Origin of the sequence: Brevibacillus nitrificans, assembly GCF_003710965.1 — a bacterium.
GTDB classification, from domain to species: domain Bacteria; phylum Bacillota; class Bacilli; order Brevibacillales; family Brevibacillaceae; genus Brevibacillus; species Brevibacillus centrosporus.
This window is the reverse complement of the sequence record NZ_RHHU01000024.1, coordinates 89,353-102,418: the sequence shown is the minus strand read 5'-3', so window position 1 is coordinate 102,418 and position 13,066 is coordinate 89,353. Positions and strand designations below refer to the sequence as shown.

Genomic DNA, 13,066 nt, shown 5'->3' with positions numbered 1-13,066 from the left:
CACACTCTTAGCAAACATGCGTATTCAGTTTTGAAGGTGCGAATCCTTCAAACGTTCCTCGGTAGCTCAGTTGGTAGAGCAATCGGCTGTTAACCGATCGGTCGGCGGTTCGAGTCCGTCCCGAGGAGCCATATATAAACGGAGAGTTACCCAAGAGGCCGAAGGGGACGGTTTGCTAAACCGTTAGTATGCGCAAGCGTAGCGAGGGTTCGAATCCCTCACTCTCCGCCATATCATTTTTAAAAAGCATAGCAATTTGGCGGTGTAGCTCAGCTGGTTAGAGCGTTCGGTTCATACCCGAAAGGTCGGGGGTTCGATTCCCTCCGCCGCTACCATCTAGAGTTGCGGTCGTGGTGGAATTGGCAGACACACCATCTTGAGGGGGTGGCGGGGCGACCCGTGCGAGTTCGAGTCTCGCCGACCGCACCATAAGTATTATCAGACTTGGCCCGTTGGTGAAGCGGTTTAACACAGCAGCCTTTCACGCTGTCATACAGGGGTTCGAATCCCCTACGGGTCACCATAATGGAGGCTTAGCTCAGCTGGGAGAGCATCTGCCTTACAAGCAGAGGGTCGGCGGTTCGATCCCGTCAGCCTCCACCATTATCCTTACTTGACCGATTAGGTCCCTGTCGCGGGATGGAGCAGCTCGGTAGCTCGTCGGGCTCATAACCCGAAGGTCGCAGGTTCAAATCCTGCTCCCGCAACCAAATTTTCTCCTTGCATTTCAAGGGAGATCAAAGTGCCCATAGGGTGCAACTGAATATGGAGCTGTGGTGAAGTTGGAGTTCACGCCGGTCTGTCACACCGGAGGTCGCGGGTTCGAGTCCCGTCAGCTCCGCCATTATCTTTTAAAGAGATGGCGATTGAAAAAATGTAAGGCTCGGTAGCTCAGTCGGTAGAGCAGAGGACTGAAAATCCTCGTGTCGGCGGTTCGATTCCGTCCCGAGCCACCATTTACACTTTCAAATCGTGCCGGTATAGCTCAATTGGTAGAGCACCTGACTTGTAATCAGGGGGTTGTGGGTTCAAGTCCTATTGCCGGCACCACTATCGTTGGGGTATAGCCAAGCGGTAAGGCAACGGACTTTGACTCCGTCATTCCTAGGTTCAAATCCTAGTACCCCAGCCATTTTGCGAGCCATTAGCTCAGTTGGTAGAGCATCTGACTTTTAATCAGAGGGTCGAAGGTTCGAGTCCTTCATGGCTCACCAGTTTTTACTTACAACATAAACGGTTAGCAGCACGATAGCCATATCGATGCCTTTTCTGTTTTATGTACCATGCGGGTGTGGCGGAATGGCAGACGCACCAGATTTAGGTTCTGGCGGGCAACCGTGGGGGTTCAAGTCCCTTCACCCGCACCATACTTGATTTGAAAGGCTTTGTAGCCAGAGCAAACCTTTCCTTATTACGATGCGGACGTAGCTCAATTGGTAGAGCGTCGCCTTGCCAAGGCGAAGGTCGAGGGTTCGAGACCCTTCGTCCGCTCCATATGTGCCCTTAGCTCAGCTGGATAGAGCGTTTGACTACGAATCAAAAGGTCGGGAGTTCGAATCTCTCAGGGCACGCCACTTTCTTTCATATGAAATCGAAGAGTAGGACAATCTCCTACTCTTTTTTGTATCATCAGTTAGTTATTTTACAAATTTTAAGTATTTTTTCCTTGTATCTACCAAACGCATCCATTACTTTAGGATTAGGATGCTCTCTATGTAGGATACAGGGGGTAAACCGCGTAGGAGTGGCTGTTACAAACCTGACTGAAGAATCTAAAGAAACAGGAGTTGTATCAACATGAACCCAATCAAATTGGAAAATACGCATCCTGCTGTAACGAAGTTAATTGATAATATACAAAAAGTTTTGATTGGAAAGCGTTCTGTGATCGAATTGATGGTGTCTGCCGTTTTGGCGAATGGACACGTACTCTTGGAGGATGTACCTGGTGTGGGTAAGACCATGCTTGTACGTGCATTGGCCAAATCGATTGGCGGAGCCTTTAAGCGTATTCAGTTTACACCAGACTTGCTGCCTACCGACGTAACAGGGGTTGCAATATTTAATCAGAAGACACTTGAATTTGAGTTCCGTCAAGGGCCGTTGTTTGCAAATGTAATTTTGGCAGATGAGATTAACCGAACTTCTCCAAAAACGCAATCATCATTACTGGAAGCAATGGAAGAGCGTTCTGTAACCGTCGATGGTTTTACGTATCGTTTGGAAGACCCATTCTTCGTGATGGCTACACAAAACCCATTGGAATACGAAGGGACGTTTCCACTGCCTGAGGCACAGCTGGACCGCTTTCTGATGCAATTGCGCTTGGGATACCCCAGCGTAGAAGAAGAGATCCGCATGCTGAACCGTTTTTCGGAGGCGAACCCTTTGGATCAGCTGGAGTCGGTATTGAACGTCGAGGAATTGCGACAGCTCCAGCAGCAGGTGGCTGCGGTCAAAGTATCAGAAGGGATCAAAGAGTACATGGTCCGTCTGTGCCATCGGACACGCGATCATCATCATATTTATCTGGGAGTGAGTCCACGTGGGGCATTGGCGCTCTTCCGGGCTTCGCAAGCGCTTGCTTTTGTCCGCGGCCGGGAGTATGTCATTCCCGATGATGTGAAAGAGCTGGTTCCTGTTGTTTTTGCTCACCGGATGATTGTGAAGCCGGAAGCGCGTTTGGAAGGAGCGACCGTAGATCGGGTGCTGACAGTAATCCTGTCTGAAACCCGCGTACCGGTCAGCTGAGGCGGTGACGGCGAATGAGACAACAGAGATGGGGCAAAGTCAAAGTAATCGGACTGGTCTTGCTCACGTATGTATTTGCTAAATTTCAGGGCGGGTTTGCTAGTTGGTTCTTGTTTTACAGCAGCCTGGTCGTTTTTGTATATGAATTGTTCACGTACTTTCTACTGTTCACTTCGCTGGATGTCGTCCGCGAAATCGACCGCAACCGCCTGCAGGATGGCGACGATGTGATTGTCACGATCCGTTTGCGTCGGCGCTTTTGGTTTCCGCTGGGATGGAACATGGTGCTGGAACCGTTGCCCGATCGATTGGCAGGCGTGTATGAGCCGCATCGACAGCTCGTGTTTCCCTGGTTCAAACGGGAAGTCGAGTTTCGCTACGTCATTCCGAATTTGCCGCGTGGGTACTACCGATTGGCAGATTGTGTCGTGAGCGGCGGGGATTTCTTCGGTTTTATCGAACGTCGCAAGGTTTTTCCGCTTTCGCATGAGTTTCTCGTCTATCCCACCTATCAGAACGTGGAGCATTGGGCAATGGGAGACGGCAGCTTCAGTGGAAATGTGCATGTGTCTCATCGTCGATCAGATGATGTGGCTGCTGTTCGTGGTGTGAGGGACTACCATCGTGGGGATCGCCTCAGCCAGATTCACTGGAGGGCCTCTGCAAGAGGGACTGGTTTAAAAACGAAAGAGTTTGAGCATCAGGCGATGAACCAGGCCGTGTTTTTCCTGGATGTCGAAAAGGCAAGCTATCAGAAGGAGCCGGATGCTCTATTTGAAACGGCAGTAAAGCTGTCAGCGAGCCTGATCGCTTATGCCAACCGCAATCAGTACCATTACGGGCTGGTCTACAAGCAGTCTGAGCGGATGTCGATTGCACCGGCTTTATCGCATGCGCACTTTCTCCATGTATTTGATCAGTTGGCTCGCGTGATGCCGCAGGGGAGCGATTCCTTTTCAAGAATCGTCGGGAGGGAAGCGTTGGAGCAACCCCCTGGCGTGACATTGATTCTGGTGACTCCGAATGTGGAAAAAGAGTTAATGAAACGATTGATTGCCTTATCCCAAAAAGGCAGACGCATTCAGCTGTTCCTGGTTCACGCGGATACAGCACCTTCGCCCGAGCAGAAACGGGCGCTGCAGCTGCTGGCGGCTAACAAGGTGTCTTGTACTTCCATTCACATCGGGGAAACCGAGTGGAAACGGATGGGGGGCGTAGTCGGATGAGCATATGGAAACGCGCGAATCTGTTGGAATGGGTCTCGGCACTCCTGCTGTTCCTGATGTTGAGGGAGTGGTTATTGCCTCTGCAGCAGTTGACTGATACCGGCTATCTCTGGCCCTTTCTCGTCATTGCAGCAGGCGTAGTGGCGATTGACGCATTGGTTCCTTATCGGTGGCTGACCTTGCCCGTCAAGCTGGTCGGGATCCTGCTGCTCTTGCATTACACCTTATACGATACTCCGCTGTTTGCGATGGAGTGGATAAAGGATCTGGCAGGACAAATATTACGGGACATCCCCCTCGCTGTACATCAAGATTGGGCATCGATGTCGCCGGTATCTCGAAACGCCTTGTTTGATCTACTCCTCATGATCCTGCTATCGATGATTACCTATCTGGTTCTCGAGCAGCGTCAGGGATTGTGGTTTGTCGTATTGACGGAACTGTACTTGGCTGTCCTCGATACCTTTTTGCCGTACGAAGGCGACGGAGGGATCATTCGGACACTGATATATGGCTTTTTGTTACTTGCCGTCAGTCACTTGACGACGATGACCAAGTACGCGACGATCTCCGGGAATCGAAGCTGGATCACGATGCGTTCGTTGATTGCGCCGATATTGATTATCGGAGTAAGCGTAGGGGTTGCTTATACCGCTCCGAAGCTGGATGCAAGCTGGCCGGATCCGTTTTCCTATTTTAATGGAAAGGATCAGGGGAGCGCTGTCGGAGCGATGAAGAAGGTAGGCTATGACAACAACGACGAACGTCTCGGGGGTCCGTTTTTACAGGATGACACGCTCGTCTTCATCGGTACGACTCCGGAAGAGAGCTACTGGCGCGGAGATGCCAAGGATCTCTACACGGGAGCTGGCTGGGAAAAGGGGATCCGCGAATACGATTCCATTTTGGACCCGGACGAATATGAATGGAAAGATTCGCTGTTTACAGGCTTCGAAACGAAAAAGGTAAAAGCGACGCTGGACTTTAAAGGTCCACAGCAGTTTGCCACGGTATTCTATCCTGGTCAGTTGACCAAGGTAAGCAACTATCGTCCACCGAATGCCACGGTCGTCTACGATAAAATGAACCAGCAGCTCGAGGTACGTGCAGGCAAGATCAAGCTGCTGCAGACGAACCATACGAACAATACAGGTAATCAGTCTCAGACAGGTCCCAATACCTTGCTGTTGAAGCTGAATCAGTATCAGGTCGAGGCAGAATTGCCGATCGTGAGCGAAAAAGCCGTAACGGAAGCTGGGACCTCGTATCCAAAGGAAATCACGGACCGCTATCTGCAGCTGCCCGCGACAGTGCCGGATCGGGTCAAGGAGCTGGCTCTGACCATCACCAAAGACGCGAAAACACCTTATGAAAAAGTGAGAGCAATCGAGAATTACTTGCGCTCGAGTGGTAAATATAAGTATGAAACGAAAGATGTTCCTGTCCCGAAAGAAGGTCAGGATTTTGTAGACCACTTCCTGTTTGATAGCTACCGTGGTTACTGCGACCATTTTTCCACCGCGATGGCCGTCATGCTCCGTTCGATTGACATTCCGACAAGATGGGTAAAAGGCTTCGCGCCCGGAGAACAAGTCGGGACAGATGATCAAGGAAATCGACTGATGGAAGTGCGGAACAAGGATGCTCACTCGTGGGTAGAGGTGTATTTCCCCGGGCACGGATGGGTTCCCTTTGAAGCGACCAGCACGTTTATGTCTCCCGTGCGGTTCAAGTATGATTTGGTGACATCTCAACCGCAATTGCCAGTTCCTCTGCCTGATTTGAGCAATACACCGACTCCAGATCGCGGAGACGGACGCCTGGATGAATTGGAAGAAGGAGACACGAGCGCAAGTGGAGGCTTCTCGATTCCATGGCAGGTAAATGCAGGAATCATCGTCTTGCTTGGTGTCGCTGCATACATGGCATGGAAACGCAGGCAGGATCTGAACGTCTGGTGGCTGCGCAGGCAAATGAAAAACGAGAGAACCACCCCGTATAACGTGCGCTTCAATCTGATGATGCGCATCATGGAGAACGTCTACACGCGCCGTCAGGAAGGTGAGACCTTGCGTGAATACGTAGGCAGGATTACCATACCGGGTGACAAGAGACAGGATTTGCGCTATCTGACAGAGCTGTACGAGCGCATGATTTACGGCTACAAAGAAATGGAGCAAAAAGCACGGTCAACAGCGGAGCAACTGATCGAACGATTGATCCGTCAACTGAAGCCTTGAACAAAGCCGTGTCATCTGCTAGAATGACGATCAATGAGTCTCGTATAATGATCAGGAATATGGCCTGAAAGTTTCTACCGCTCAACCGTAAATTGGGCGACTACGAGGAGAGCACTTCGGATTTTTGTACATGCAACCGCACATGTGTACACAAGCTGGGACGCTGCCTCCGTATCAACAATCGGAGGTAACAGTCCCGGTTTTTTTGCAAATATGCGACAATTGCGTGCGACTCATCCGAGAGAAGCGGAACTTTTATGAAACGAGCGAGTCACCAGGTTGCTTCAGGCAACGGTGCTTTGCGAGTCCTGTGGTAGACAGGAGAAGGGGGATAAGATGGACAAGTCATTGGAAATGGTCGTCGTACTTGATTTCGGAGGCCAGTACAACCAGTTGATCGCGCGTCGTGTCCGCGATCTGGGCGTTTACAGCGAACTTTTGCCTTACAATACGCCGGTAGAAAAAATCAAAGAGCTGAACCCAAAAGGGATTATTTTCTCTGGTGGCCCTGCGAGCGTATATGAAGAAGGGGCACCGAAAGTAGACCCGGCTATTTTTGATCTGGGCTTGCCAGTTTTGGGGATTTGCTACGGCATGCAGCTGATGAGCCACATGCTCGAAGGAAAAGTAGAGCGCGCAGGCAAGCGTGAGTACGGGAAAGCAGAATTGCGCCTGCAGGATGCACACCATCTGTACGAAAAATGGGATGCAAACGAAATCGTTTGGATGAGCCACTCGGATAAAGTGGTAGAGCTGCCAACAGGCTTCCGCGTAGATGCAGTAAGCGACAGCTGTCCAGTAGCGGCGATCAGCAATCCTGACCGCAAGCTGTACGGGGTACAGTTCCACCCAGAGGTTCGCCACACGGTAAAAGGCACCGAGTTCATCTCCAACTTCCTGTTCAACATTTGCGGATGTGAAGCAAATTGGAGCATGACAACCTTCATCGAGGATGAAATCGTACGCATCCGTGAAACAGTGGGCAACAAGCAAGTGCTGTGCGCACTGAGCGGCGGTGTAGATTCCTCCGTAGTTGCAGCGCTGATTCACAAAGCGATTGGCGATCAGCTGACTTGCATGTTCGTGGATCATGGTCTTTTGCGCCAAGGCGAAGCAGAGAGCGTCATGGAGACGTTTGGCAACCAATTCCACATGAAAGTGATCAAGATCGACGCACGCGAGCGCTTCTTAGGCAAACTCAAAGGCGTTTCCGATCCTGAGCAAAAGCGCAAGATCATCGGGAATGAATTCATCTATGTATTTGATGAAGAAGCAAGCAAGCTGACCGACATGGACTTCCTGGCACAGGGCACACTGTATACAGACATCGTGGAGAGCGGAACAGCAACTGCACATACCATCAAATCGCACCACAATGTAGGCGGTTTGCCTGAAGATATGAAATTCCAGCTGATTGAGCCGCTGAAAGCTCTGTTTAAAGACGAAGTACGCAAGCTGGGTACCGAGCTAGGACTGCCAGATGAAATCGTATGGCGCCAACCGTTCCCAGGTCCTGGTTTGGGAATTCGCGTTTTGGGTGAAGTAACCGAAGAAAAACTGAAGATTGTTCGTGAATCGGATGCTATTCTGCGTGAAGAAATCGCCAAAGCGGGCCTCGATCGGGAAATTTGGCAATACTTCACGGCTCTGCCGAACATGACGACAGTAGGGGTCATGGGAGATGTTCGTACTTATTCCTACACCGTAGGGATTCGCGCCGTAACGTCCATTGACGGAATGACTGCTGACTGGGCACGCATTCCTTGGGATGTACTCGAGAAAATTTCGACTCGGATCGTAAACGAAGTCGATAACGTAAACCGTATCGTCTATGATGTGACTTCCAAGCCACCTGCAACGATTGAGTGGGAATAGGTCGCAAAAAAGGCGAAAATTGAATAAGCAAATTCAACAAATCGCTAAATTCCGGATGTTTGACTGTGGTAAAAAATTAATGTTCGTCTTTTTCGTTGACATTCCTTATGTCACCTGATACACTTCTCAATGTGAACAGGTAATATAAGAAGGTTCGTATATTCTTGGGAATATGGCTCAAGAGTTTCTACGAGGTCGCCATAAATGACCTGGCTACGAACAAAATGTCAACGGGAAGCGTTAATTGTTATTATTATCGAAATTGTTCCCGGAATGTTTTGTTGCAAAGGCCAGGCGTAGAAATGCGCTACGGCCTTTTTTATTGCCACAACGACAATTTGGGGGGAACAATCGGTGCGCAAGTATTTTGAGTTCGACAAACTAGGCACCAACTACCGTCGCGAGACTATCGCGGGTATCACCACGTTTTTGGCAATGGCGTACATTCTGGCAGTAAATCCGTTCATGCTCAGCGGTGCTGATCTTCCAGCCGATCTGAAAGCGAACTATCCGGAGTTCGGAGCTGTATTTACGGCAACGGCTTTGGCAGCCGCTCTCGGAACTTTGCTGATGGCCTTCATCGGTCGCTTGCCAATCGGGCAGGCACCGGGTATGGGATTGAATGCATTCTTCACGTATACGGTTGTGTTGACTATGCAAATTCCTTGGCAACAAGCACTGGCAGGGGTTTTCCTCTCGTGTACGATCTTCCTCATTCTGTCTCTGACAGGTGTGCGTGAAGCTATCATCAATGCGATTCCAAAGGGTTTGAAATATGCAGTATCTGCAGGGATTGGTTTGTTTATTGCTTTTATCGGTTTCAAAAATGCCGGTATCGTGGTAGCAAATGATGCAACGTTTGTATCCCTGGGGCACTTTACTTTTTTCCATGAAGGCATGAAGCCGGAGCAAATTCTGGCTGCGAAAAATGCACTGCTCGCTGTATTCGGTCTGCTCGTTACCGTTGTTCTGATGGCTCGCAAAGTAAATGCGGCGATCTTTATCGGAATGGTTGTCACGGCTGTAGTAGGTATGATTTTCGGGCTGGTGAGCCTGCCTGATAAAGTGGTTTCTGCTCCACCAAGCCTGGCACCTACCTTTGGTGCAGCGTTCCAATATCTCGGAGATTTCTCTTCTTTGTTCAGTGTGAAAATGCTGATCGTCGTACTGACTTTCCTGTTTGTAGACTTCTTCGATGCGACAGGAACCTTGCTGGGTGTAGCCAGCCAAGCAGGCCTGCTGAAAGATGGCAAGCTTCCACGCTCGGGCAGCGCGTTCTCGTCTGATGCGATTGCAGGTATGGCAGGGGCGATCCTCGGTACCTCTACGACCACTGCTTATGTAGAATCGACAGCAGGGGTAGCGGCAGGCGGACGTTCTGGTTTCACTGCTTTGGTAACAGGCCTCATGTTCATTTTGGCTCTGTTCTTCTCGCCGCTTCTGGCGATCGTCACACCGGCTGTTACCGCTCCGGCTCTGATTCTCGTAGGGGTACTGATGGCATCTCACATCACGCAAATCGCCTGGGGTGAGATGGACGAAGCTTTCCCAGCGTTCCTGACGATCATCCTGATGCCGCTCACTTACAGTATCGCGACTGGTTTGGCTGCTGGTTTTATCGTGTATCCAATCGTCAAAGTGCTGAAAGGGAAAGCGCGCGAAGTACATCCGGCTATGTACGTGCTGTTCTTCGTCTTCCTGGCTTATTTCATCTGGCTCCGCGAATAGGATTCACGGGTTAAACGAAGCAAACGGCTTCCTTCCTTTTTGGGGGGAGGCCGTTTTTTTGTGCCGCGGCAGCACCGGGCACTTCCCGTCTTGCATTTGTACAGCTTTCTGGGGTATGATAGGAAAAATCTTTTTTGGAGGATGGTCCAAATGACCAGTCTATACGCATTCCTTCAACAGCATCACCACGGCTAGAGCGTTTGTATCTTCGGGAATTTTTTCCGCAGGTGCAAGCGCTTCTTGTGCTTTGTGCCTGCGGTGGTGAAGGAAAGCCATGCGGGCATTGCAGCCTTGCATGGCTTTTTTGCATTCGTCAGCAAACAAAAACGAAGAAGGGGTGTTACACAATGGAAAACAGTCTCTTGAAAAACGTCAAAGGTACAAAAGATTTCATGCCGCAGGAGCAAATGCTGCGCAATCGGATACGCAGAACGCTTGAGGAGGTGTTTGAAGCTTACGGGTGCAAGCCTTTGGAAACACCTATGCTGTCGAGCTACGAGCTGCTTGCCTCCAAGTACGGAGGAGGTGCAGAGATCCTAAAGGAAGTCTATCAGCTGAGTGACCAAGGAGAGCGAGAGCTGGCGCTGCGCTATGATCTGACCGTTCCGCTGGCAAAGGTGGTCGGGATGAACCCGGAAATGCGGCTGCCTTTCAAGCGTTATGAGATCGGCAAGGTATTTCGGGACGGGCCGGTAAAACCAGGACGGTTCCGCGAATTCGTCCAATGTGACGTCGATATCGTCGGAGCTTCGTCGATGCTGGCAGAAGCTGAGCTGATCAGCATGGCGTTTGCCGCCTTTGAACGCCTGGACCTGGATGTCTACATCGAGGTCAACAATCGCAAGCTGCTGTCGGGGATTTTGCAGGAGCTGGGGGTTCCTGAGGATCGGGCAGGAGACGTGATGCTCTCTCTCGACAAGCTGGAGAAGATCGGGATAAAGGGCGTGCTGGAGGATTTGCGGGAGCGTGGGGTAGAGGACACGTTAATCGAGGCGGTCGGCGGTTTTCTGCAGGAAGGAGAGGCGACTTTGGCTCGATTGGAGGAGCGATTTTCCTCGGAATTGGTGCAGGAGGGGGTTCAAGAGCTCAAACAGCTCTTCGCCTATCTGCAAGGCTCACAGGTAACAGGAGAGGTGCGCTTTCAACCGTTTCTCGCCCGGGGGCTCGGCATCTATACCGGTACGGTTTACGAGATTTTTTTGCAGGATCAAAGCATTCCCTCAAGTATTGGCAGTGGAGGGCGCTACGATCGAATCATTGGACAGTTTCTGGGTGATGGACGCGAGTATCCGGCAGTCGGAATTTCGTTTGGTCTGGATGTGATTCTGACCGCGTTGACGCTAAAGCCTCTGGAAATCAATGAGCGCTCTGCTGATCTATTGGTCGTACCCATGGGAACAGAGGCGCTCAGCTTAGGGCTGGCCAATCGACTTCGCTTGGCCGGAATCAAGACAGAGCTGGAGCTGTCCGGTCGCAAGCTGAAAAAGGCGCTTGATTACGCGAACAAAGAGCAGATCCCTCTCGTGCTGATCTATGGGGAGAATGAAGTGGAGAAGGGGGCGGTCGTGCTGCGTGACATGAAAAAAGGGGATGAGCGGACGGTGCCGCTGGCGTTACTGGAGCAGCAAATCGCGGATGCGATCACGAATCTGTAGTGTTTTTTTCCCAGCTCCGGTACGATAGGAGAAAAGGGGGAGTCTGTTTGAGAAAATGGCTTATCGTGCTGGTAAGTACCGTATTGTCGCTGTCGCTTGCTTTCCCCGCAGTCGCGAATGAAAAAGAAGGACTAAGGCCAGAGCAAACACTCTACAAAGCGGATGTGCGGATCGATCCGAAGAAGAAACAGGTCGAAGAAAGCGTAGAGATCCAGTTTTGGCCAAAGGACTCGCAAGCTTATGTGCACGTCTATCCACTGGCTTTTACAAAAGAGCATAAAGGTGAGCTCTGGGACGAACTTTTAGGCAAAGAAGTGGAACTAGGAACGTATGATGAGAATAGAATCCTCGTGCAAGGGAAGCCCGTCGCAGTCAAGCGGACAGGCAATGTCATCGAAGTGCCGCTGAGCGAAGCGCAGTCCCGCCCGATCGTCCTAAGCATGGACTTTACCATGAAGCTCCCCCAGAACGAAGGCAGGATGTCCTACGACGAGCATGCCATTTGGTTGGGGAACTGGCTGCCGATTCTTGCAGTCAAGGACCAGCGAGGATGGCATCTCGATCCCTATGAGCCAATCGGGGACCCTTTTTTCAGTGAAAACGCCGACTATCAGGTGAATGTGACCTTACCGGATGGCTATCAGTTGGCGAGCACGGCAACGGATCAAGCTGCTATCGTTGATCACTCGAAGCCAGGTCAAAGAGAATTTCATCTGGATGCCATCAATGTCCGGGATTTTGCTCTCGTCATCATGGATTCTACGTATCATTTCAAAGAAACAAAGGTCGGAAATACAGAAGTGCGAACCTGGTATCGAAACGGTGATTCCGAGGAGCAAGCTGTACGCAATCATACGGCGGCGGTCGAGGCGCTGCAATATTTTAACAGCCAGTTCGAGACCTATCCCTATACCGAGTACGATGTCGTCCGTGTCGGGGGAAGCATCAATGGGATGGAATATCCGTCTATCGTGTTTTTGGATGGCCGCCATTACTTGCCCAATGGGGACAATGCCTTTGTCACCGTCGTTCACGAGACGGCACATCAGTGGTTCTATTCGCTAATCGGCAACAATCAGGTCGACGAGGCTTGGCTGGATGAAGGCTTTGCGGAATACGCGACGCTCGCCTTTTTAGCGGCGAAATACCCGAAGGTGGGGGCAGACCGTGTCCTTCGTCGTCTCAAACAGGGAACGATCACTCCGTATTACGTTCAGGAGCATTTGCGACCTGGACAGACCCTCCACGCGTTTCCTGACAATGAAAGCTATAGCGATCTCGTATACTCCCGAACGGCTTCCATGCTGTGGATGCTGCGAGAAGCGTGGGGGGAAGAACGGCTCCATGAAGTGCTCCGTCACTATGTGAGCGCGAACCGATTTGGTATTGCCAATGCGGCATCCTGGAAAGCGACTCTCTCTGAAGCCGCAGGAGAAGATGCGGGCGCTTTTCTCAGCTACTGGATCAATCTCGACATGAGCAAGCAGGGAGAAGCGGCCATTTGGCTGGAAAAATTGCGGCAAAATCAAAAGAATCATGGGCATCCTATGGAGAAAGAAAAGGCAGAGAAGTAACCTGAAGGCAGGGGAGC

At 50.9% G+C, this 13,066-nt stretch carries 7 protein-coding genes, 15 tRNA genes and 2 riboswitches; all 22 genes read left to right on the top strand.

Annotation, left to right across the window (positions count from 1 at the left end; genetic code table 11):
- Nucleotides 1–55 precede the first annotated feature (55 nt).
- The 22 genes from EDM59_RS29410 to EDM59_RS29300 all read left to right on the top strand — a co-directional run bounded on the left by EDM59_RS29410 (nt 56) and on the right by EDM59_RS29300 (nt 13,049).
- Nucleotides 56–131, top strand: a tRNA-Asn gene (locus tag EDM59_RS29410).
- Between the two features lie 9 nt (nt 132–140).
- Nucleotides 141–231: transfer RNA gene (locus EDM59_RS29405), tRNA-Ser, on the top strand.
- 27 nt (nt 232–258) lie between these two features.
- Nucleotides 259–335: transfer RNA gene (locus EDM59_RS29400), tRNA-Met, on the top strand.
- Between the two features lie 9 nt (nt 336–344).
- Nucleotides 345–429: transfer RNA gene (locus EDM59_RS29395), tRNA-Leu, on the top strand.
- 17 nt (nt 430–446) lie between these two features.
- Nucleotides 447–523, top strand: a tRNA-Glu gene (locus EDM59_RS29390).
- 4 nt (nt 524–527) lie between these two features.
- A tRNA-Val gene (locus tag EDM59_RS29385) sits at nt 528–603 on the top strand.
- 30 nt (nt 604–633) lie between these two features.
- Nucleotides 634–710, top strand: a tRNA-Met gene (locus tag EDM59_RS29380).
- 57 nt (nt 711–767) lie between these two features.
- Nucleotides 768–844 (top strand) — tRNA-Asp (locus EDM59_RS29375).
- Nucleotides 845–880: 36 nt separating this feature from the next.
- Nucleotides 881–956, top strand: a tRNA-Phe gene (locus EDM59_RS29370).
- Between the two features lie 18 nt (nt 957–974).
- Nucleotides 975–1,050, top strand: a tRNA-Thr gene (locus EDM59_RS29365).
- Between the two features lie 7 nt (nt 1,051–1,057).
- A tRNA-Gln gene (locus tag EDM59_RS29360) sits at nt 1,058–1,132 on the top strand.
- 6 nt (nt 1,133–1,138) lie between these two features.
- Nucleotides 1,139–1,214 (top strand) — tRNA-Lys (locus tag EDM59_RS29355).
- Between the two features lie 71 nt (nt 1,215–1,285).
- Nucleotides 1,286–1,367, top strand: a tRNA-Leu gene (locus EDM59_RS29350).
- A gap of 51 nt (nt 1,368–1,418) precedes the next feature.
- Nucleotides 1,419–1,494: transfer RNA gene (locus tag EDM59_RS29345), tRNA-Gly, on the top strand.
- Nucleotides 1,495–1,497: 3 nt separating this feature from the next.
- A tRNA-Arg gene (locus EDM59_RS29340) sits at nt 1,498–1,574 on the top strand.
- 223 nt (nt 1,575–1,797) lie between these two features.
- Nucleotides 1,798–2,751, top strand: a complete 954-nt coding sequence (locus EDM59_RS29335) for an AAA family ATPase (RefSeq protein WP_122926852.1) — start codon at nt 1,798–1,800, stop codon at nt 2,749–2,751.
- 14 nt (nt 2,752–2,765) lie between these two features.
- The gene (locus EDM59_RS29330) at nt 2,766–3,977 is read left to right on the top strand and encodes a DUF58 domain-containing protein (RefSeq protein WP_122926851.1); all 1,212 of its coding nucleotides are present in this window, start codon (nt 2,766–2,768) and stop codon (nt 3,975–3,977) included.
- Nucleotides 3,974–6,217 carry a DUF4129 domain-containing transglutaminase family protein gene (locus EDM59_RS29325; protein WP_122926850.1) on the top strand — a complete coding sequence of 748 codons (2,244 nt, stop codon included), beginning with the start codon at nt 3,974–3,976 and terminating at the stop codon, nt 6,215–6,217. The genes EDM59_RS29330 and EDM59_RS29325 overlap by 4 nt, the downstream gene beginning before the upstream one ends.
- A gap of 20 nt (nt 6,218–6,237) precedes the next feature.
- Nucleotides 6,238–6,340, top strand: a riboswitch (purine riboswitch).
- A 213-nt stretch (nt 6,341–6,553) separates the two neighbouring features.
- On the top strand, nt 6,554–8,092 hold the full coding sequence (guaA, locus tag EDM59_RS29320) for a glutamine-hydrolyzing GMP synthase (RefSeq protein WP_122926849.1): 1,539 nt from the start codon (nt 6,554–6,556) through the stop codon (nt 8,090–8,092).
- 134 nt (nt 8,093–8,226) lie between these two features.
- A riboswitch (purine riboswitch) is annotated at nt 8,227–8,328 on the top strand.
- 118 nt (nt 8,329–8,446) lie between these two features.
- Nucleotides 8,447–9,820 carry an NCS2 family permease gene (locus EDM59_RS29315; protein WP_092267465.1) on the top strand — a complete coding sequence of 458 codons (1,374 nt, stop codon included), beginning with the start codon at nt 8,447–8,449 and terminating at the stop codon, nt 9,818–9,820.
- A 347-nt stretch (nt 9,821–10,167) separates the two neighbouring features.
- The gene (locus EDM59_RS29305) at nt 10,168–11,475 is read left to right on the top strand and encodes a histidine--tRNA ligase (RefSeq protein ID WP_122926847.1); all 1,308 of its coding nucleotides are present in this window, start codon (nt 10,168–10,170) and stop codon (nt 11,473–11,475) included.
- 47 nt (nt 11,476–11,522) lie between these two features.
- On the top strand, nt 11,523–13,049 hold the full coding sequence (locus tag EDM59_RS29300) for a M1 family metallopeptidase (RefSeq protein WP_122926846.1): 1,527 nt from the start codon (nt 11,523–11,525) through the stop codon (nt 13,047–13,049).
- Nucleotides 13,050–13,066: the final 17 nt, after the last annotated feature.

What these genes read in the sequence shown, in the direction of transcription:
- EDM59_RS29335 (WP_122926852.1), top strand. Translation starts at nt 1,798, where the DNA reads ATGAACCCAATCAAATTGGAAAATACGCATCCTGCTGTAACGAAGTTA.
- guaA (WP_122926849.1), top strand. Translation starts at nt 6,554, where the DNA reads ATGGACAAGTCATTGGAAATGGTCGTCGTACTTGATTTCGGAGGCCAG.
- EDM59_RS29305 (WP_122926847.1), top strand. Translation starts at nt 10,168, where the DNA reads ATGGAAAACAGTCTCTTGAAAAACGTCAAAGGTACAAAAGATTTCATG.
- EDM59_RS29330 (WP_122926851.1), top strand. Translation starts at nt 2,766, where the DNA reads ATGAGACAACAGAGATGGGGCAAAGTCAAAGTAATCGGACTGGTCTTG.
- EDM59_RS29325 (WP_122926850.1), top strand. Translation starts at nt 3,974, where the DNA reads ATGAGCATATGGAAACGCGCGAATCTGTTGGAATGGGTCTCGGCACTC.